Source organism: Sphingobacterium sp. xlx-130 (assembly GCF_011007405.1).
GTDB lineage: Bacteria > Bacteroidota > Bacteroidia > Sphingobacteriales > Sphingobacteriaceae > Sphingobacterium > Sphingobacterium luzhongxinii.
In genome coordinates this window covers 74421-95913 of the sequence record NZ_WFKN01000001.1, presented here as the reverse complement: position 1 = coordinate 95913, position 21493 = coordinate 74421, and the positions used below count along the sequence as shown (strand labels likewise).

21 protein-coding genes are annotated in these 21493 nt (G+C 40.3%); 16 read left to right on the top strand and 5 right to left on the bottom strand.

All coding sequences use genetic code 11. From position 1 onward, the window contains the following. Nucleotides 1–15: 15 nt before the first annotated feature. Complete coding sequence (locus G7B18_RS00375) at nucleotides 16–801, bottom strand: DUF4382 domain-containing protein (RefSeq protein WP_164111862.1); 786 nt, start codon at nucleotides 799–801, stop codon at nucleotides 16–18. Between the two features lie 738 nt (nucleotides 802–1539). Here G7B18_RS00375 and G7B18_RS00370 point away from each other — a divergent pair. The 16 genes from G7B18_RS00370 (at nucleotide 1540) to G7B18_RS00295 (ending at nucleotide 16251) form a co-directional block, all read left to right on the top strand. After that, a complete protein-coding gene (locus G7B18_RS00370; RefSeq protein WP_164121819.1) occupies nucleotides 1540–2832 on the top strand; it encodes a TolC family protein in 1293 nt (430 codons plus the stop codon). A 16-nt stretch (nucleotides 2833–2848) separates the two neighbouring features. Then, nucleotides 2849–3748, top strand: coding sequence for an HlyD family secretion protein (locus G7B18_RS00365; protein ID WP_164121818.1), 900 nt, complete (start codon nucleotides 2849–2851; stop codon nucleotides 3746–3748). A gap of 5 nt (nucleotides 3749–3753) precedes the next feature. Further along, nucleotides 3754–4680: an ABC transporter ATP-binding protein gene (locus G7B18_RS00360; RefSeq protein ID WP_164111859.1), complete on the top strand. Its 927-nt coding sequence runs from the start codon at nucleotides 3754–3756 to the stop codon at nucleotides 4678–4680. After that, nucleotides 4670–5416, top strand: coding sequence for an ABC transporter ATP-binding protein (locus G7B18_RS00355; RefSeq protein ID WP_164111858.1), 747 nt, complete (start codon nucleotides 4670–4672; stop codon nucleotides 5414–5416). Before G7B18_RS00360 ends, G7B18_RS00355 begins: the two co-directional genes overlap by 11 nt. Before the next feature lie 3 nt (nucleotides 5417–5419). Continuing rightward, nucleotides 5420–6526, top strand: a complete 1107-nt coding sequence (locus G7B18_RS00350; RefSeq protein ID WP_164111857.1) for an ABC transporter permease — start codon at nucleotides 5420–5422, stop codon at nucleotides 6524–6526. Continuing rightward, on the top strand, nucleotides 6523–7644 hold the full coding sequence (locus G7B18_RS00345; RefSeq protein WP_164111856.1) for an ABC-2 transporter permease: 1122 nt from the start codon (nucleotides 6523–6525) through the stop codon (nucleotides 7642–7644). Before G7B18_RS00350 ends, G7B18_RS00345 begins: the two co-directional genes overlap by 4 nt. 294 nt (nucleotides 7645–7938) lie before the next feature. Continuing rightward, complete coding sequence (locus G7B18_RS00340) at nucleotides 7939–8373, top strand: c-type cytochrome (protein WP_164111855.1); 435 nt, start codon at nucleotides 7939–7941, stop codon at nucleotides 8371–8373. Between the two features lie 15 nt (nucleotides 8374–8388). Beyond that, nucleotides 8389–9726: a cbb3-type cytochrome c oxidase subunit I gene (locus tag G7B18_RS00335; RefSeq protein ID WP_164111854.1), complete on the top strand. Its 1338-nt coding sequence runs from the start codon at nucleotides 8389–8391 to the stop codon at nucleotides 9724–9726. Between the two features lie 23 nt (nucleotides 9727–9749). After that, a complete protein-coding gene (locus G7B18_RS00330; RefSeq protein WP_164111853.1) occupies nucleotides 9750–10538 on the top strand; it encodes a CbbQ/NirQ/NorQ/GpvN family protein in 789 nt (262 codons plus the stop codon). Nucleotides 10539–10544: 6 nt separating this feature from the next. After that, nucleotides 10545–12314 (top strand): nitric oxide reductase activation protein NorD, encoded by a 1770-nt coding sequence (locus tag G7B18_RS00325; protein ID WP_164111852.1) that lies wholly within the window; start codon nucleotides 10545–10547, stop codon nucleotides 12312–12314. A gap of 13 nt (nucleotides 12315–12327) precedes the next feature. Next, complete coding sequence (locus tag G7B18_RS00320; RefSeq protein ID WP_164121817.1) at nucleotides 12328–12906, top strand: cytochrome c oxidase subunit 3; 579 nt, start codon at nucleotides 12328–12330, stop codon at nucleotides 12904–12906. Nucleotides 12907–12908: 2 nt separating this feature from the next. After that, on the top strand, nucleotides 12909–13154 hold the full coding sequence (locus G7B18_RS00315; protein ID WP_164111850.1) for a cytochrome C oxidase subunit IV family protein: 246 nt from the start codon (nucleotides 12909–12911) through the stop codon (nucleotides 13152–13154). A gap of 145 nt (nucleotides 13155–13299) precedes the next feature. Then, a complete protein-coding gene (gene nirK, locus G7B18_RS00310) occupies nucleotides 13300–14334 on the top strand; it encodes a copper-containing nitrite reductase (RefSeq protein WP_164111849.1) in 1035 nt (344 codons plus the stop codon). Between the two features lie 27 nt (nucleotides 14335–14361). Beyond that, complete coding sequence (locus G7B18_RS00305; protein ID WP_164121816.1) at nucleotides 14362–15222, top strand: formylglycine-generating enzyme family protein; 861 nt, start codon at nucleotides 14362–14364, stop codon at nucleotides 15220–15222. A 19-nt stretch (nucleotides 15223–15241) separates the two neighbouring features. Continuing rightward, entirely contained in the window at nucleotides 15242–15823 is a 582-nt protein-coding gene (locus G7B18_RS00300; RefSeq protein ID WP_205600219.1) for an SCO family protein, read from the top strand. A 62-nt stretch (nucleotides 15824–15885) separates the two neighbouring features. After that, the gene (locus G7B18_RS00295; RefSeq protein WP_164111847.1) at nucleotides 15886–16251 is read left to right on the top strand and encodes a group III truncated hemoglobin; all 366 of its coding nucleotides are present in this window, start codon (nucleotides 15886–15888) and stop codon (nucleotides 16249–16251) included. Nucleotides 16252–16253: 2 nt separating this feature from the next. Here G7B18_RS00295 and G7B18_RS00290 read toward each other — a convergent pair whose 3' ends face one another. From G7B18_RS00290 to G7B18_RS00275, 4 genes are all read right to left on the bottom strand, one after another. After that, complete coding sequence (locus tag G7B18_RS00290; RefSeq protein WP_164111846.1) at nucleotides 16254–16847, bottom strand: Crp/Fnr family transcriptional regulator; 594 nt, start codon at nucleotides 16845–16847, stop codon at nucleotides 16254–16256. Between the two features lie 63 nt (nucleotides 16848–16910). Next, a complete protein-coding gene (locus tag G7B18_RS00285; protein WP_164111845.1) occupies nucleotides 16911–17438 on the bottom strand; it encodes a plastocyanin/azurin family copper-binding protein in 528 nt (175 codons plus the stop codon). Nucleotides 17439–18063: 625 nt separating this feature from the next. Further along, nucleotides 18064–20298: a redoxin domain-containing protein gene (locus tag G7B18_RS00280; RefSeq protein WP_164121815.1), complete on the bottom strand. Its 2235-nt coding sequence runs from the start codon at nucleotides 20296–20298 to the stop codon at nucleotides 18064–18066. 11 nt (nucleotides 20299–20309) lie between these two features. Beyond that, nucleotides 20310–21485, bottom strand: a complete 1176-nt coding sequence (locus G7B18_RS00275; protein WP_164111843.1) for a hypothetical protein — start codon at nucleotides 21483–21485, stop codon at nucleotides 20310–20312. Nucleotides 21486–21493: the final 8 nt, after the last annotated feature.

Sequence of the window (21493 nt, the reverse complement as noted above, 5' to 3'; positions counted from 1 at the left end):
CTAAAAATTACGAAGTTATTTAGCGACTAAATTGATTGTACCAAGGTCTTTAACCACCCCTTTCTCGATTACCACACTTTCGATGGTATATGGGGCGTACGTAGGCACAGTAGGTTCTATAAGTATTTTATAGTTTCCTTGTGGAATACCCGGAAAGAAAAAGTTGCCAACTTCATTTGGAATAGTTCCTATGGTATCTGTACCTGTTATTGCATAGATTTTTGGATAAGCGGCCACAGGTAGTACGATTCCTTTGGCTGTGCCTGATACAGCTACAGGGATGGCTCTGATTACCGGTTTTAGAAGGTATTTTCCATTACCTGTTTCGACAATAGATTTTGATGCGTCAAAGTCAAGTAGGAGGGTATAGGCGACATCTGGAAGGAGCTCTTCCTGTATTTTTATTTTTACGCCTGAAGATTGCCCGCTCGGTGTGGTTAACGGATACGTTTTGCCATCGACAACGATGGTGTTGCCGGTATCTTCTAATTTTAGTCTAATTTCTTGAATAAACCCCGATGGTACATCGTGACTCGCCAGTACTGTGTCTTTGCCAAGTCGATACTGAAGAATGTCGAAAGGAAGACCATCAATATCGATTTCCTCTTTTCCACCACTGGTTCTTATTTCAATCTCATCGATATTAAGATGTATTGCATCGTAATTTGCAGGAGCATCTGTTATCTTGACTGTTAGAGGAGTTCTACCTGTTGAAGGGCCGTTCTCAGAGCTGCAAGCAGACAAGAAACCTAACGCTAGGATGCCAAGGCCTAATTTGTAAATGTTAAAAGCAGTTTTCATATGTATTTAATTTTATTTTCTTGATTTTCATTTGTCATCCGCCAGCTGGTAGTTCCGAACCGATAGTAACGAGCTTATGATATAATTTTCTAGTAGTGGGCATGCTTTGCGGACATTCGTATTTGGATAGTTCTGCTATGCGGCTATTTTTTATTTTAATCTTTTAATTGTTCAAACAAAACTAATGCCACACATATGTTACTTAAGCTAATTCTGCAAAATTAGATGTGTTCGGAACAAGGCTCTGCAGTTGATAGTGGCATGTATAATTTCAACTTAGAATGAGAAAGAAACTTAACAAACGTGTTGCAGAATATTTCCAGTTGTCAATAATGATAGACTTAAATGAATGAAAATCTTACAACGATTGCTGAAAATTATATCAACCTGTTGATATAAAATCCTGATTTGCCTATTTTTATAAGGAGCTAGAGCAAGAGCAGAGCCGAAGGTTTTAAAGCAAATGCATTTACAAAAGATGTAAGAGAACTTTTCCCTCGTCCGTAAGATAAAGAGAAAAGAGTTGAATTAGAGCCTGTAGACCTTTTAATTTACCTTTTAGACATGACCTTTTTTTGTAAGGGGCTTAGCCTAGCCTGTTTTCGGACCCGGTAAATTTCAATGTCCTAATGGAGTAAAGAAAGCCTTGATTGCAATATGGGCAATAGGTATTTTGGATACATAGTGTGTTTTTTGCCTGTCAATTAATCAAAAGGTTAAAACAAAACAATTAATGCGATGATTAAAAAGAGAAAAAAAGTAATATTTCGAAATGCGTTGACAGCTATCAGTTGCTTCTTATTAACAAACAGTTTTGGCATTGCTCAAAATGCGAAGTCGCTTACTTTGAATGGCTGTTATCAACTTGCGCAAAGCAACTATCCGTTGGTTCGGCAATATGCCCTTATTGCTAAGACAAAAGAGTATTCGATTACCAATGCTTCAAAAGGATTGTTACCACAAATTCAAATTTTAGGACAAGGTAGTTATCAATCAGACGTTACTCAAATCCCCATTTCACTGCCCGGTATTGATATTCCTATGATTAGTAAAGACCAGTACAAACTGTATGGAGAGATTTCTCAACCCATTACAGACTTCTTTACAGTCCAGCACCAAAGGGAATTTATAAATGCTAATACGGTTGCGGAACAACAAAAAGTCGAAGTTGAGCTCTACAAGTTGAAAGAACGTATCAACCAATTGTATTTCGGTATTCTTCTGATTGACGCACAGTTGGTCCAAACCGAAATCCTTAAAAAGGACATTGTTTCTGGTGTAGAAAAAAGCAAAGTTGCGATAGCAAATGGTATAGCTTTAAAAAGTAGTGCCGATATACTGAAAGCGGAATTGCTGAAAGCCGAGCAACGCTGTATTGAACAGAAAGCTACACGCAAAGGTTACACAGATATGCTTTCACTTTTCATAAACCAGACCGTCGATGAAAATATTGTGCTGGAAAAGCCTTACCCGCCTTCGTTGGTTACAGAAATCAATCGTCCCGAACTAAAATTATTTGACGTACAAAAGAAAATTTTTGATGTTCAGAACAAGCTTATCGATGATCGAACTCTGCCACGTTTCGGTGTTTTCGTAAACGGTGGTTATGGTAGGCCTGGATTGAATATGCTGAACAATGATTTTGATTTGTATTATATTGGCGGTGTACGCCTCTCGTGGAATGTAACTAATTTTTATACACAAAAGCAAGATAAGAAATTGATTTCGCTCAATCAAAATTCATTGGATGTACAAAAGGAAACATTCTTGTTCAATACGAACTTAACTCTCAAACAGCAGAATAATGAAATCGCAAAACTGCAAGAGTTGATACAGACCGACTACGATATCATCCGTTTGAGAGAAAATGTAAAACTATCTGCTCAAAAACAATTGGAGTACGGTACGTCAACGACTAACGATTACCTCACGTATATCAACGCAGAAGACCAGGCAAAGCAAAATTTGATTTTACATGAAATACAGCTTTTAATGGCCCGGTACAATTTCAAAACAACAGCAGGCAATTAACAAAACAATAGATACAATGAAACATCTTCTAATATCAATCATCATAGCAGGTAATTTATTAACAACGGTTTCCTGTAATAATAAGCAGGAAACGTTTGATGCTTCTGGTTCCTTTGAAGCAGAGGAAACCATTATATCAGCTGAAGCACAGGGTGTATTGAAAACTTTTGATATACAGGAAGGGCAAGCCTTGCAAGCCGGACAAAACATAGGATATATAGACAGTATTCAGTTGTATCTGAAGAAAAAGCAACTGGAAACACAGGTCACAGCATTGTTGGGTAAAAAGCCAAATATTCCGGTACAACTATCCGCGTTGCAGGAACAATTACGGACCGCCGAAAGAGAAAAAAACCGGATAGAAAATCTGGTAAAGGGGGATGCCGCAACGCCAAAACATTTGGATGACATCAAAGCGCAAGTAGAGGTATTGAAGAAACAAATCGAAGCCCAAAAATCATCGTTGAGCATATTAAGTGATGGTATTAGCAAAGACGTTGTTCCTTTGCAGGTACAGATTGAACAATTGGAAGATCAATTGAGCAAATGCAAACTTATCAATCCGATCAATGGAACCGTGCTGACAAAGTATGCTGAAGCTAATGAGATGGCAAGCATAGGTAAGCCGTTGTACAAAATTGCCGACCTCTCCAATGTTATGCTTAGGGCATATGTTACCGGAAATCAGTTGCCGCAAATCAAGCTCAATCAGCAAGTAAACGTGTTGACTGATGACGGAAAAGCTGGATATCGCCAAGTCGAAGGAATTGTAACCTGGATTAGTGACAAAGCTGAGTTTACACCAAAAACCATTCAAACCAAAGACGAACGCGCAAATATGGTTTATGCCATTAAAGTGAAAGTAAAGAATGATGGTTTATTCAAAATCGGAATGTATGGCGAAATTAAGTTCTAATAATTATGACAGACGTTGTTCTTAATGGTATTTCTAAGTCCTACAACAAAGGAGCGGTCCAAGCTGTAAAAGGTATTTCTTTTGAAGTTGGAAAAGGCGAACTGTTTGGTTTGATTGGTCCTGACGGAGCCGGCAAGACCAGTATTTTCCGCATACTCACCACTTTGCTGTTACCTGATGCGGGAACAGCTTCCATAAGCGGTTTAGATGTGGTTAATGATTATAAAATCATCCGTAAGAGAGTAGGATATATGCCAGGAAAATTCTCTTTGTACCAAGATTTGTCTGTTGAAGAAAACCTCAACTTTTTTGCAACGGTATTCAACACCCGAATCGAGGAAAACTATCATCTTATCAAAGATATTTACGCGCAGTTAGAACCTTTCAAAAACCGCAGAGCCGGAAAATTATCCGGAGGAATGAAACAGAAATTGGCTTTGTGCTGTGCTTTAATCCATCGTCCTACCGTATTGTTTCTAGACGAACCTACCACAGGAGTTGATGTGGTTTCGAGAAAGGAATTTTGGGAAATGCTGAAACAGCTCAAAAAACAAGATATTACCATTTTGGTTTCCACACCCTATATGGATGAAGCTATACTCTGTGAACGCATTGCCCTGATACAGAACGGTAGCATCTTGTCCATTGATAAGCCTGAAAACGTTATCCAACAATATGCCGAAAAGTTATTTGCCGTAAGGTCGGACAATATGGGAAAATTGTTGGATGATTTAAGGAAAATTGAAATTATTAAAAGCTGTAACGCTTTTGGAGCTTATCATCACATAACTTTTTCAAACGATGAAAATGAGCAACAACATGAACTTGTCTATCTTTTGAAGGATCGACAACATACTAGTATTGAGCTAAAGCCAATCAAACCAACTATTGAAGATTGCTTTATTAAACTGATGAATGGAAATGACCGATGAAATTGTAATCCATACCGACAAGCTTACAAAATGTTTTGGCGATTTCATCGCTGCAAACGAAATAACTTTTGATGTGTGCAGAGGAGAAATATTCGGTTTTCTCGGCGCGAATGGAGCAGGAAAAACAACTGCCATGCGGATGCTGTGCGGATTGTCAAAACCCACTTCGGGAACGGCTACCATTGCAGGGTTTGATATTTATAAACAGACCGAAGCAATCAAAAAGAACATTGGTTATATGAGCCAAAAGTTTTCTTTGTACGAAGATTTGACGGTCCTTGAAAATATCCACTTTTTTGGGGGTATTTACGGATTATCTGATAGACAACTGAAAGTCAAAAGTGAGGAACTTATTACAAAATTAGGAATGGGAGGTGAAGCAAAAAAAATGGTAGGCTCATTGCCTTTAGGGTGGAAGCAAAAGCTATCTTTTTCAGTAGCTATTCTCCATGAACCCAAGATTGTTTTTTTGGACGAACCTACCGGAGGCGTGGACCCGGTTACAAGACGGCAGTTTTGGGATTTGATCTATCAGGCAGCTGATAATGACATTACTGTATTTGTAACAACGCATTATATGGATGAAGCTGAATACTGCAACCGTATTTCGATGATGGTAGACGGCGAAATCAAAGCGCTGGATACACCTGCTAATCTGAAACAACAATATACTGTAGCTTCAATGGATGAGGTATTTTATGAACTGGCAAGAGGAGCTAAAAGAAAATCAGACTAAATAATGAAACAGTTCATCACATTCGTAAAAAAGGAATTTCTACATGTTTTTCGCGACCGGAAGACTCTGTTGATGCTGTTTGGTCTGCCCATTGTGCAGATTATACTTTTTGGTTTTGCCCTTACCAATGAAATCAAAAATGCAAAAATCGCTATCTGCGATTATGCAAAAGATAATGCTTCTCAACAAATTATTGGAAAATTTGAAGTAAGTCGGCAATTTGAAATTGAGCAATCGCTGTTAAGCCATCAACAAATCGAAAAAGCTTTCAAACAAGGGGAAATAAAAATGGCAATTGTTTTCCCCGCCAATTTCAACAAGGATTTACTGCACCAAAACAAAGCACAGGTACAATTGATTACCGATGCTTCCGATCCGAATACAGCTACTACATTAAGTAGTTACGCCTCTCAAGTTATTATGGATTATCAGAATGAAATCTTACAATTGCAACAACTGCCCTACCATATAAATACAGAAGTGCGAATGATTTACAACCCCGAACTAAGGGCATCGGTAAATTTTGTTCCCGGTATTATGGCCCTCATTTTACTGTTAATTTGTGTGTTGATGACCTCCGTTTCCATCGTGAAGGAAAAGGAAACAGGAACGATGGAAGTTTTATTGGTATCGCCGTTTAATCCCTTTTTGGTCATTATTTCGAAAGCCATACCGTATTTTGTTTTATCTCTTATAAACCTGACAGTCATATTGTTATTGAGTGTTTTTGTGTTGGGAATGCCGGTGAACGGCAGTATAATATTGCTATACGGAGTGAGTATGCTTTTTATCATTACTGCACTTTGTTTAGGTTTACTGATTTCCAATGTAACCGCTTCTCAACAATCTGCAATGTTGATTTCGCTTATGGGCATGTTAGTGCCGTCTATACTGTTTACAGGGTTCATGTTTCCGTTAGAGAATATGCCTTATCCTTTACAGCTTGTATCACATATTATTCCTGCAAAATGGTATTACATCATTATCAAATCCATTATGGTAAAAGGGCTGGGATTTGCGGCTATATGGAAAGAGACACTTATCCTGTCGGGAATGACCTTTGTTTTGCTTTTAATTAATATCAAAAAATTTAAAATCAGATTGGTATGAGAACACTACGATTTTTATTGCAGAAAGAGTTTCGGCAGATATTCCGTAACAAAGGATTATTGCCGTTACTGTTCGTAGTACCCATAATACAACTGTTGATACTTCCCTTGGCGGCCGATTACGAAGTAAAGAACATTAATATTGCCATCGTTGATCACGATCATTCCACATATTCACACCAACTAGTAGCTAAAATTGGCGCATCCAGTTATTTCAAATTAACAGATTATACCAACGGGTTCGCTGAGGCATTTAAGCAAATGGAAAATGACGAAGCTGATCTGATTTTGGAAATACCGCAGGATTTTGAACGTAATCTGATACGGCAAGACGAACAACAATTGTTTTTAGCGGTCAATGCCATTAATGGTGTGAAAGCCAATCTTGGTGGTACCTACCTCAATCGGATTATTGCCGATTATAATATAGATATTCGTTTGAAATGGATCCAGTTACCAAGATTGACTCCCGTGCCAACTATTGCAGTGACGACTTCAAATTGGTTTAACTCCTCAATGAATTACCACTTTTATATGGTTCCGGGGATTTTGGTCTTGTTGGTTACAATGATTGGCGCTTATATGTGTGCCTTGAATATCGTAAAGGAAAAAGAAGTCGGTACAATCGAACAAATCAATGTAGCACCTATCAAAAAATATCAGTTTATTTTGGGCAAACTTATCCCATTTTGGGTTATCGGTTTAGTCGTGTTTAGTGGTGGACTTTTCGGTGTCGGTTGGCTGATTTACGGTATAGTTCCGGCGGGCAATCTACTGTTGTTATATACCTATTTAGCCATTTACCTGATTGCGGTATTGGGCTTGGGTTTGCTGATTTCTACCTATTCCGAAACACAGCAACAGGCTATGTCCGTAGCGTTTTTCTTTATGATGATTTTTATCCTTATGAGTGGACTATTTACACCCATTGATAGTATGCCACGTTGGGCCTATAACATCGCACAAATCAGCCCGATAACATACTTCATAGAAGTTATGCGGATGATTGTACTAAAGGGAAGCGGTTTTGCTAACATTCAATACCATTTCTTGATAATGATTGGATTTGCGGTTTTCCTTAATGGTTGGGCGATTTTGAACCATAAAAAGACCAGTTAAACTTAACATATACCATTGAACATTTTTTTGTATAGACGATCGTTACGAAAAATAATGTGGGGGATTTGTTGGTCTTTCTTTTTAGTACCGTAGTCTCTGCTATTTTATAGATTATATAAGCATCCAGACCAGAACCGGCAAAAGGCAAATAGTTTGCATACGCTTTACATATTTCGTAACAAAAAATTAAAAATATTGCAGGATATGAGTAAGGTCATAAAGAAGGAAATCCTTTGTCTTTACTTTTGTTGGACGAAACAAACAGATTTTCTACGTTTTCCAAACTTATGACTCATGTTATCTAAATCACAAGCAAGAACATTTTTTCTAGGAGGTACTGTCGTGACATTTTTGGTCTTTATCGGGCTATCAATTTATTCGCTTCAACCTTCCAATGACCAAACCCATCACGAGAATATAACACCTCAAGTGGTAAAAGGCAAAGAGCTCTGGGAAGCCAATAATTGCATGGGATGCCATACTATATTGGGAGAAGGGGGCTACTACGCTCCTGAGTTGACGAAGGTGATAGACCGCCGCGGCGAAGAATATGTAAAGGCTGTACTCAATTCGCCTATACCATGGGGGCCGCGTGGCCGCAAGATGGTCAAATATGATATGAGCCCCGAAGAGGTGCAAGCCATGGTGGAATACCTCAAATGGATCGGTAATATTGATCTCAATGGTTTCGATCGCGTGGTATCACCACTTGCAAAAGATAAAAAATAATCTAAAAATAATATTATGAAGTATAAGTCTCAAAAAGTTGCATACTGGTTTTTTGGATTATGTATGCTGTTATTTGCCCTTCAGATCGTCTATGGTTTTATTATGGGTTTTGCCCGCATTGGCATGGATGGATTGCACGATTTTATTCCTTTTAATACAGCGCGCGCAGTCCATACTAATTTGTTAGTAGTCTGGTTACTCACAGGTTTTATGGGGGCAGCATATTATATTATTCCAGAAGAAGCACAACGTGAGCTCGTGAGTGTCAAGCTAGCTTATGTACAGCTTATTTCATTGGCTTTGGTGGGGGTTTTAGCCGTGGTCGGATATCACTTTAACCACTGGGAAGGACGTAAGTTTCTGGAGATACCGCGTGAGCTGGATTACCTTGTCGTTGTAAATGTACTGCTGTTTTTAGGGCTCATCTTGACCACACTTTACAAAGGTAAACGTAGGACTACAACGGCCGTTGTATTGACCATGGGCCTCGTGTTTGCTGCGTTGCTCTACCTGCCTGGGATGATTTGGTTTGATAGCCAGGTGACAGACTCTTTTTTCAGATGGTGGGTAGTGCATCTTTGGGTTGAAGGTGTATGGGAGCTTATTATGGGCGGTATTCTATCGTATTTACTTATCAAACTTACTGGTGTAGATCGCGAGGTTATCGAAAAATGGTTGTATGTTATAGTCGGGTTAACCTTCTTGTCGGGATTACTGGGTACGGGACACCACTACTATTATATTGGGGTAAACAAGATTTGGCTGGTTGTTGGTGGTGTCTTCTCTGCCTTGGAGCCGTTGGCATTTTTGGGGATGGCTCTCTTTGCGGTGTACATGTATCGCAAGGGAGAACGATCACATCCTAATAAAGTAGCGTTGTTTTGGACCATAGGGGCATCCATCGTTTCTTTTATTGGAGCAGGATTGTTAGGATTTGCGCATACACTGCCGCAGACTAATATTTATACTCATGGGACATTGGTTACTGCTATGCATGGACATTATGCTTTCTGGGGTGCTTATGCTATGATCGTATTGGCAATCATCAGTTATGCGCTTCCAAATATCACAGGTAGAAAGCGGTATGACACCACTAGGGGGCATATGGCCTTTTGGTTGTCGAATATCGGTATGTTGGGGATGACCGTTGCTTTTGGTGTGGCCGGTGTCGCTCAGGTATATATGGAGCGCAAGCTGAAAATGGAATTCATGGAGGTACAGAATGAGATCAGTATACACTTTGTTGTCCTTTTACTTTGCGCCACGTTGTTTGCCACTGGGATAATACTGTATATCATTGAATTTTTAAAATTCGGACGACCTACGGATGAAGCACTTGAAGTGGAAGAGTAACGTGAAGATTTGATTTTTTTGATATGATAATAGCTGAAGATAAAATAGTATACTATAAACCTATAGGCCAAGAGGTCGCGGTATTTAATCAGATCAGTGAGCTTAAGCTTCCGTTACTGATCAAAGGGCCTACTGGTTCAGGTAAATCTCGATTTGTCGAGTATATGGCTAGTGAGATGGACAGACAGCTCATTACAGTGAGCTGCCATGAGGAGACTTCGTCAACGGATCTAATAGGTAGGTTTATTATCAAAGGCGCCGAAACCATATGGGTAGATGGGCCTCTATCTGTTGCGGTAAAAAATGGTTGTATCCTATATCTGGACGAGATAGCTGAGGCTCGTCCAGATGTTATTGTGGCTATACACTCGCTAACAGATCATCGGCGTGAGCTTTTTATTGACAAGCTCGGTCAGACGATAAAGGCACATTCCGATTTTCTATTGATCGCTTCATTTAACCCCGGCTATCAACAGGGATTTAAGGAACTGAAGCCCTCTACTCGACAGCGCTTCGTAGCCTTATCGTTCGGTTATGCCCAGCCTAGGGTAGAAGCGGAAATACTCATTACCGAATCGGGGGTACAGCTCGAGATAGCTCAAAAGCTAATAGCTATCGGAAACAAAATCCGTAATCTTACAGAATTGGGATTGACCGAGACGGTGTCTACACGGTTATTGGTAGATGCTGCCAAGCTTATTCATAATGGACTGCCCAAGCGATTGGCAGTACATGTTGCTGTAATAGAACCGCTCACAGACGAGGCGGATACATTGACCGCACTCAAAGATCTCTGTGATCTAATGATATAGTAGGATATGGGATTGGAGCTGGACGAAATTTTATATTCTTGGATGTTGAGGGTGGTGAAAAGACGACGACTCAATGATAAGGAAATCCTAAGCCGACAGGTGAAGCTTGTCGATATTAAGCCCCGTCTTACGTTACTGGCGAGAGCAATCTGTGGGGAGCCGATAGATATTTTTCCAGCCGAACGGGAAGGAGGATACAAGAATCAAAATTTTTTTTTACCGATCGAATGTGCGTTATTCCCATCGAAAACGTTAAACCTACAGTTTTACTTGTTTAGGGTAGTCTATCTTGGATTGCAACGAAAGCTGGGATATAATTGGAAAGATAATAAGGCTACCGACAACCAGTTGTCTATTTTAACAGCACGTGAGACAGCGAGCAAGGTATTACAAATGTTATTTACAGATTATCCAGGTTTGCGTTCGTGGTATGATGAGGCTGTGGTAATCCTCCAAAATAACACAAAAAAAGGAGAAGCAGACTTGTCTTGGCTGTATGGACGATGGATGACAGACACTGCGGAAATATCGGCTATTGACAAATTGACAAATTTTGATAACACTCTGCAGCCCAAAACTAGTAAAATTGAGGTACAGACTACCCTGCATGCGAAGGCGGTGGAAGAGATCGAATCGCTAACGATTGACAAACAGCAACAGGAAGATTATGTATTGATGCACAGCTTTGAAAAGATTGAGACGGCCGAGGAGTTTAACGGTAATTGGCGAGATTTTGATAGCAAAGATGAACTCAAAAATCATCAGGAAGCGCTAGAGGAAATGAGGATGCGATTTACGGTGAGGGTAGACGATACGGTACATTCAGTGTATCAGGCAGATTTTGTGGAGAACACCTCGGTCGCTGAAAGCGTAGAGATGGAAGAAAAAGGGTATTATATCTCCTACGATGAATGGGATTACAAAAAGCGGACTTACATTCCTGATTTCTGTAAAGTGTATCCTCGATGTCAAAGACGAATAAATCAACAATATTATTCTAATACGCGGACAAAATATAAGACAATTTTGAATGGTCTACGAAAGATATTGGCCAACGTAAATAACAAGCAGCAGCAACAACGACGACAACTCCAGGGAGAAATGTTTGATCTGGATGCACTGACAGACTTATACACGGATATACACTCTGGGATCTCGCCCGATGAAAGGGTATATCTATCCAATAGAAAAAAAAAGAAGGATATTGCAATACTGGTGTTGCTAGATATAAGTCTGTCAAGTGATGGTTATGTGGCAGGTAACCGCGTAATTGATGTGGAAAAGGAAGCTTCAATTTTGTTCGGAGAGATACTTGACGAGTTTGATATCACTTTCGCAATAGATGGGTTCTACTCGAAGACACGTAATTTTTCCACCTATCTGACAGTAAAAGATTTTGATGAAAACTGGCAACGGGCCAAATATAAAGTTGGTGCTGTCGAGCCTAGTGGGTATACACGTATAGGACCAGCGTTACGTCATGCTGGAGCCAGGATGAATGCTATAGATTCAAAAAATAAGTGGATTATCCTATTATCGGACGGCAAACCAAATGATTATGATAGGTACGAAGGGAAGTATGGAATACAGGACATTAAGCAGGCGCTGCGCGAGCTCAACGAATGTAAAATAAATACCTACGCCTTGGCTATCGAGGCGCAGGCACGATACTACCTACCCCAAATGTTTGGACAGAACCATTATCAGATATTGACATCGCCTGAGGAGCTGCTTAAAGCGCTAGCGAAGCTATATGAGAAGATAAGACGTGGATGACAATTTGAATAAAATGGAACATACAAAGGAGAAGTCTATTTTTTACCCACCAGGTGGGATTTTGATATGGATTGTGATCTATCTTGAATTGATCACTTTTGGCTTAGCTATCATTGCTTTAGCAATGAGTGGAGCAGCGGACAGGGAGGCTTTTCATCAGGATAGTGAACAGTTAAACCGAACGATCGCATTGATCAATACGATATTACTACTTACTGCGGGGTATTTAGCGGCAAAGGGAGTACAACAGTTCAAGTTGCAGCAGATTCAGAAAAGTGAGCGTAACTTGTTATGGGCTATTTTGTGTGGGTGTGGTTTTTTACTGTTGAAATGCTTCGAGTATTTTCAGAAACTAGAATTGGGCTTGGGTATGGATGCGAGCACTTTCTATATGTTTTATTGGTTGCTTACCGGGTTTCATTGGGTACACGTGTTGGTAGGTCTCGTTATACTGGTCGCCATACGTCGTAATATAATTAAGATAAAAGCAGATGCTGTAGCAATAGAGGATGTAGAAGCGGGAGTTACTTTCTGGCATTTGTGTGATTTGATATGGTTATTTCTGTTTCCTGTGCTTTATATGCTGTTTTAACTATGATGCAAAAATCCCTAACATATACTTATATTCTCTTGGTGCTATTGACCATTGGGGGAGTTGCACTTGGATCTATGCCCGTATCGGGTGTTATCGTGATTTTTATACTAAGTTTGTCTTTTTTAAAGGCAATGCTCGTTGCTTTTCAGTTTATGGAGCTAAAAATTGCGCATTCGTTTTGGAAGTATGCGATGCTTTTATTCGGGTTGATAGTTGTAGTGACGGTAGCTATATTACTCGTTTAGAAAAGTGTTTTTACCGAATAATAAGTTAAAAAAAAACATCAAAATATGATTTTAATCATATTACGTAGTATAAGGTAATTCGTTCCTTTGTATTGGAATAAAGATATTTTTTGAAATTGAATAATCACAGTTAAATTATATTCCAATGAAACTAAAACAATTATTGCTTTGTGTATCTACTGCGGCTTTGGTGGTTGTAACCGTTAGTTGTAAACAGAAATCCGAAACGACCAAAGATTCTACGACAATGGAGGTAATTGGTGAACCGCAAATCGCAGAAGTGACCGCTGCCCCTAACGTACCTGCGCCTGTCGGTAAGCGTGGCCCTCAAAAATGGATTGTGAATCTCGAGACGACCGAGATAGAAACCGAGATTGCCGATGGTGTCAACTATACATTCTGGACGTTCAACAATGTTGTACCCGGCAGTTTTATACGTATTCGGGTGGGCGATGAGGTCGAGCTGAGGTTGAAAAATGCTTCTAACAGTGTTTTACCTCACAATATTGACCTTCATGCCGTGACTGGCCCTGGAGGGGGGGCGGAAGCATCCACTGCTGCTCCAGGTAAAGAGGCGTTGTTCCACTTTAAAGCGATAAACCCCGGTCTGTACGTATACCACTGTGCGGCGCCTCCTGTGCCGATGCATATCGGTAACGGGATGTACGGATTGATCCTCGTAGAACCCGAGGGTGGATTGGAGCCTGTAGATAGAGAATACTATATTATGCAGGGAGATTTCTACACTAAGGCTTCAGCAGCTAAGGCAGGACTGTTAGAGTTTGATAATGATAAAGCTGTACTCGAGCATCCTGACTATGTGTTGTTTAATGGAAAGAAGGGGTCCTTGCTGGGTAAGAATATGTTGGAAGCCAAAGTTGGAGAGACAGTACGGTTGTTTGTGGGAAATGGTGGACCTAATCTTACATCTTCTTTTCACGTAATTGGTGAGATATTCGATAATGTGTATCAAGAGGGTGGAACGAAGGTAACACACAACGTTCAGACAACGATGGTGCCTGCCGGTGGATCTGCTATCGTAGAATTTAAGGTTGAGGTGCCAGGCGAATATGTACTGGTAGACCACTCTTTATCAAGAGCCTTTGATAAAGGCGCTATTGGTAAACTTAAAGTAACAGGAGACGAAAATCCGAAAGTATTTGAGAAGCTGGGTAAGTAATTAGCTTATCATAGATCGCCGTATAAAATGACTAACCGCGTTTTGTTTTTCTGCTTTATCCTTGGCTTGTCTTCTTGTGGTAGGAAGGATAGTTCGCACACGGTAGATGCTGAGCTGCGATCAGATCAGACTGCGACAATATTGCCAATAACCCCCACCGTGAATATGCGCTATATTCCCGGTGGGGAATACTTGCCTTTTTACGGAGCAATTGATACCAACAGAGTTAAAGTTCCTCCATTTCTGATCGATGAACGGGCTGTTACAAATCAGGAGTTTTTAGATTTTGTAACGGTTAACCCGAAGTGGAGAAAATCACAGGTGATGAAGATTTATGCGGATACAGCTTACCTGACCAAATGGCCTTCTGATCTGGAACTACCTAAAGGAGCCAAACCTGATGCTCCGGTGTGCTATGTTTCGTGGTTCGCCGCCAAGGCGTTCGCTAAGAGTGTGGGCAAGCGATTGCCCAAGTTGGACGAGTGGGAGTTTATAGCGATGGCCGATACGGACACGCCTAATGCGAGAAGTAAAAAAGAATATTCTACGGGGATTATAGACTTATATCTAGTTAAAAATAGACAGTACCAGTCCGTGAAGAAGGGGGTGCCAAACTATTGGGGGGTCTATGATATGTTTGATTTGATCTGGGAGTGGACCGATGATTTCAATTCCATATTGAGTGTCGGTGATTCTAGGACAGGTGCGATAGAGGGAGGAAGCCTATTCTGTGCGGCAGGAGCAACAAGTGCTACTGATGTCTCTAACTATGCGGCATTTATGCGTTTTGCTATGCGTACTTCGGTAAAGGCAAACTACGCTATCGCTAACCTTGGATTCCGATGTGCCAAGGACACGATATTAGCTCCGATCGTAAATGTGGAATGACTAATAACATGATAAAATAATGATGATGAAGCAAACGATATTTATATTACTTTCTGTTTTATTGCTTACGGCCTGTACCAATAGCGAGAGCAAGGAACAATCTTCAAGTTCTATTTTCAATCTGACCTCGGAATGGAAAAATCAAAATGATGTGTGTTTACAGCTTAAGGATCTCAAGGGTAAGACGCTGGTGGTGGTTATGATTTACACCTCTTGTAAGACAGCTTGTCCTATCTTGGTTTCGAAGATGAAGCAGATCGATGAGAAGATTGATAGATCGATGATTGACGATGTTTCTTTGGTATTGGTATCGATAGACCCGAAGACGGATACACCGGAACACCTAAAGAAGTTTGCAATTGCTAACGATATGTATGCCTCGCAATGGGTATTCCTGACATCGGACGAAGATAATACACAGGAGTTTGCAAATGTACTATCAATGAAGTACAAGCAGATTTCGCCAATCGATTTTTCACATTCTAATATTATTTCAGTATTCGATTCTTCAGGAGAATTAGTGAAGCAAGAAGAGGGATTAGAAATAGATGTAGACAAGGTTGTAACAGTCGTGAGCAAAACTGTTAAAGGAGAGCTGTAACGGACTTTATAACAGATGAGATGGTTGTTCATTTATAACCTTAGAAAACAAATGATTTACATATGAAACGAGATATTCTAAACCGAGGGGATATTGAACTGGTGGTGACACAGTTTTATGAAAAGGTGAGGGCTGAACCTATTATTAATTCATTCTTTACAGAGGTGGTGCAGGTCGATTGGGATAAGCACAATGCGTTGATGTGTGATTTTTGGGAAAATATACTGTTTTATACAGGTGACTATGGGGGTAATCCGCTAGAGACACACAAGCGGATAAATGCAATACGAAAGACAGAAGATACACATTTTAGAAAATGGGAAAGCCTTTTTTTTGATACTGTCGATAGTCTTTTCGAGGGGGCGAACTGTCAAAAGATAAAGTTACATGCAAGGGGTATTGCAGGAATAATGCAACAAAAGATATAGCGTTAGTTATAAAATAACTTATGCTTTTTGATAACGATTTTGCCCTCTTCGGACATTCGTCTCAATGTACGGATTACGGTTTCGGTACGTAGGCCAGTAAAATGGGCGATTTCTTGTCTGGTATAAGGTATTGGGCAATTATTGTTCAGATTATCGCGTTCTTTTATGATCGTAAGGATACGAATTATTTTTTCTTCCGGTGTCCGAGCGAGCCATATTTGTGCAAATGAGGCCTTGGTGTAGATACGTTCGGCAAAGGTATATAGAAAATTTTCCTTTATTTCGGGGAAGTCATGCAGAATATTAAAAAAGGTTTCTCTGCGAAGCCTAATGATGATACTATCTTTGGTTGCTTGAGCGGTGCAAGGATAGGGCAAACCTAAAAGCAATGGGGGTTCACCGAAACTTTGTCCGTCAGTGAATGTTCCTTGCACGAGCTCTTTATCGGACTCATTGGTCGAGTATAATTTTACATTTCCCTCAACAAGTTGATAGTAATGATAGGCCGGATCTCCTTCCCAAAATAGGTATTCGTTCTTCTTGATTTTCTTGGCGATACCGCCATATGTTATTAAAATATCTTGGTTTATTTGCACGGTACGAATCTTCTAATGGAGGGACTTACCGTGTTTATGTTTCAAAACACGGTAAGTATCTGTCTATTCAACAATAAAATTTCCTTTCATAATCGCGGCGTGCCCCGGAAAAGAACATAAGAAAGTATATGTTCCTTTGGGAGGAGCAACAAATTCTATTTCTGTAGTCTCTCCTCCACCAATGGTTTTGGTGTGAGCGATCACATCGCTTTGCATCGATGCAGGGATATAGTCGTTGTCTTTTGCTGCTACGGCTTCAGCAGCAAATTTCGTGGCGTCTGTACCGGCTGCTAATAGGACAAAATTATGCCCCATACCAGTAACTGGGGCTTTGCCACTATGGGTTAAAGTTAGTTTTACGGTTTGTCCTTCTTTTACTAAGATTTCGGTTTTGTCAAACTTCATGTCATCCCCACCCGAGATTGCTACAGTTGCAATGCTACCCGCGTCTGCAGGTGTGGCGCTTTCGGTACTCTCAGTGCTTTCTGTTGGTGTACTTTCCTGGGTTGCAGTCTCTTCATTTTTCGTGGCATTGTTGCAAGCTGTGAAAAGCAAAGCTAAGGTTGCGACTGTTAAAATTGTTTTTTTCATTGGAATTAATTGTTGGGTTTTAATGTACTCCTTAAAATTGACAAAGCTTCTTTTTTTGAAGCTAGATATAGTACAAAGTTAGTTGTGTGCATCTAACTCTATTATGACCTCAATCATAAAGCAAAGAATTTTTTTATGAATTTCGGATAGATGGATTAGATCTCCAACCAGTGTAACTAGTAAATGCTCTCAATGTTGAAATGCAAGAGAGTTTAAAGTAATCTTCGAATAGTGTGGTTTCTTATCCGTTGCGGATAAGGGCATTGATATTCTGCACTAGATGTAGAAGTTGACTTTTTTTATAACGCCTCTTTGGAAAGTGGAGCTATAGACAGCGCTAACATGGGGAAATATTGTTATAATAGCATAAATAATATTAGTTTTATCCCATTTCCTTCTTTGAATGAATAATGTATGAGCGTCGGATTCTTTCAATATGCAGTTGTTTGGCGTAATAAAAATGCTAATTTATCTAATATCGAATCGAAAATAAAGAATGAAAAATTCGATTTGTTGGTCTTGCCAGTGGCACTTGTAGTCGTAGAGAAAGTAGAGGAGATTAGGGGATCGATTCGAACAATAAGGCCGTATCGTACATGGTTGATACGGCCTTTTTTAGAAGGTTTTACTTTTTTTGCATCACCTTTTCTAGTTCGTGTTCTACTGCTTCGCCACGCAGGTTTTTAGCAATTATCGTACCGTCTGGTGCGATAAGGTAATTGGATGGAATGGCTTTAACAGCATATTTGTCTGCGGTATTATTTGGGGATGTAGGAGCCGAATCAATAAGTTGAGGCCAGCTCATTTTATCGTTTTTTATAGCTTTGAGCCATTTGTCCCGGTCTTTTTCGTTGTCTATCGAGATACCGATGATCGTAAAGTTGTTGTTTTTGTACTTATCGTACGCTTTGACCAGTGTAGGGTTCTCGGCACGGCATGGACCACACCAAGATGCCCAAAAATCTATTAGGACATAGCTCCCGGCATAATCGGCTAAGCTCAATTGTTTATTATTGCAATCATAAAGCGTAAATTCTGGAGCGCGTTGGCCTACCGCTGTCGCTTTTGTAGCTGCAATAGCCTGTGTCAGTGCCTGTGCGGCTTTAGATTCTCGAAGAGAAGGTGATAGTATGTCTATCAATGGCTGTATCTTGGCGATATCTATCCGATAGCCGGCAATATCTTCTATAGCCTGAAGAGAGAAAAATGAATTTGGATTCATGTTGATATACCTTATCTGCGCACCTTCTTTGTCCTGTTTGATGTTTTGGATTTTAACCTCTAAAGTTGAGATTAGTACCTTATCTTCCTTTTGATCAGAAGAAAGTTTTCGGTAGGTCGCTTGAAGTTCCTGCAGTTTTTGTTCGTAAGGGGCTAGAATGTTTTTGTAACGGTTGTATTCAGCATTGATCCGGGCACCGCTAATGTGGGCGGTGCTTATAGAATCTTCGATCGTTAAGGTCACTGTTCCTCGGTCTAGGTAAAGGGATCTTGCATCTACACCTTTGGACGATCCTCCTTTTACAAGATCCGATTGGAATCGCAGATAGGCCTGTTGTACCCCCTCGGTGACACCCGAAAATATAAAAAGTCCTTTTTTTACTGCTGTGGTATCGTTCTGTAATTTACCATCTTGGTAAAAACTCATATAGACCTTACCCGAAACGGTGGTATCTCTGAACTGTCCTTTGAGCTGATATTTGTTTTCGGGCATCATAATACCACTCATGAATGTAACGATGTCCTTATCTTGTTCTGTGGTTAGTTCCTTGGCTTTATGGAATGCTGTACGCATCTTGTCCGGATCACCTAGATAATGGTAAGCCAAAGCGAGTGTAAACAGGTTACCGAAATCCTTCGAACTTTCGATCTGCGGATAGTTCACGACCCATGATGTTACTTTACGCTGTAGCTCGGGCTGAAGCCCCTCTTGTATCAAAAGTCCCATAGCGGATGAAAGGCGTATCTTTGTATCGATATACTGACAGGTATCCAGAAAGTTAACTTTCATCTTGTAAAAATCTTGTTCGCGCGGAATGTTGAAGAGATAGGTGGACTGCTGTGCACCCGGTTTGTCAAAATACTTGGGGATCTGGTTGAGCACGTCTACAAATGCATCGACATTCTTGGCTGTAATCGCTGCTTGGAGATCGGGAAATAAGGCATATGCCATCTTGGACTCCAGTGAACTACCAAATTTGTTCTTATAAATACCGTAATTTTCTTTGAAGTGTTTTAGGTATTTAGGTGGTATCTCGTAGGTTCGTAGCACGGCCCATGAGGTCTCGGAAAATAGGTCTTTTTGTCGGTCTAGGTATTTTTGGACAGTTGTGGAATCAGCTTTTTCTTGCTCACTTTTAGGTCCGAATGACCGGAGATAAAAGTCGGGATAGTTTACGTATTTCTTGAGAGAGAATCCAGACAGGTACTGTTGCGGTTGTTGGACGGCATCGAGCAGCCATTGATTAAAAAGTGGAGCATCTTTGTATCCCGCATCCATACGGTGGACTCTGAAAGAAGGCTCTATTATAAGAAATGTAGGATACGAACGGATGATATACCGCGCAGCCAGCACTTTGCCCAACGCATCTTTCTCGGCGTCGAGCTTGACCACAACATAATGATCCTGTAATGTCTTGCTGACCGTAGGATCTGGAAAGACATGGGCATCCATCATTTTGCAGGGACCGCACCAAGAAGTATAGAAATCGATAAGGATCAATTTGCGCTCTCGCTTGGCTTGGTCTAAAATGGTGATCCACTGCTTATCGACAGACTTGCTCGGCTTTTGGGCATGTAGCACTGTGCTACATGCCATAATAAAAAAGCATATCGTTAATAGTCTATGTATTAAATTCATGAATAGTCTGTTTAATTAAATTGTCGTAATGGGCAGTTTGCAATGACTTTACGGATGCGTAATACCTGCTCGTAACTGACCGTAGAAGAGGCAGTCGTCTCGTCCATAATATTGAAGGAGTCGTAATAGATTTTAGTAGGGCTACTGGCCGAAGTAACCGTCCATTTCTCAGGTCTGATGGACGAAACCTGGTAGGTATAGGTATCGCTGCAGAAATCTACATCTTCTTTGCCAACAGGGAGTGTTGCCCCGCTTTGTTTGGTCGGTAAAAGACCAAAAAACTGTCCTATAACATTTTCAATACGTGGGCTTTCGCCACCTGCGATATTAAAGATATTATTAATATTTAACATAATACCTGCCTGAATTGGATTGGTAAAAGTGATTTTTGACGGATCTGCTGAATAGGTCAAGTTTAGCCCTTCAATAGTGGCTGTAGTATTGCTCTTGTAAGCAGGTAGTGTAGTGTATGTCGATGTATTGGTGTTGCACAACCAGACATTAAGGGTTTTCAGTGGTTCTGTGACAGAATTTGTCAGAATATACTTATTTACCTCAGGCGGAGTCAGTACACCCACATTTTTAACAATCCGTTGTTTGAGGACAAATTTTATTTTAGAATCGACACCAACAGGATTTGGGGAATGAGTATTGGAAAATACCTTGTTCAGCCGATCGACCATTCCCTGTAAAAATTCTGTGGAAATACCATTGGCCATATCCATTTGCGCAGGTGTATGCAATATGTGAAAATTGATGGGTACAGTGATGTTCGTAAAATTGTTCGTGGGTTTATTGACCAATTTTACGGCTACGGGCTTACTTGTTATACTACCAATGTTGGCCGTAAAGCTGATGGATCCATTGTCTATTTGACTGGTTTTGTAAACTGTCCCTTCGATACGCTCATTTTTTGAACTAGTGATCTCGATTTGTTCGGGTTTTAGTTTGTCGATGTTAAAGGCTACGGTATCTTTTTTACCTTCACTATCGATAATCTCCATAAAAGCTTTTACTTTGAATGTAAGTGCAGCCTGACCATCGGCGATCAGGACGGGAGAGTTGGGATGTAACTGTACTTCGATGATCTTTTCTGGTCCTGCCGATTCGAGGTATGAGGTGAAAGCCTCTTTCTTACAGGAATATAATGTTGTGGCGAGCACGATGAACGTGGCAATTTTTTTCATGTTTTCTA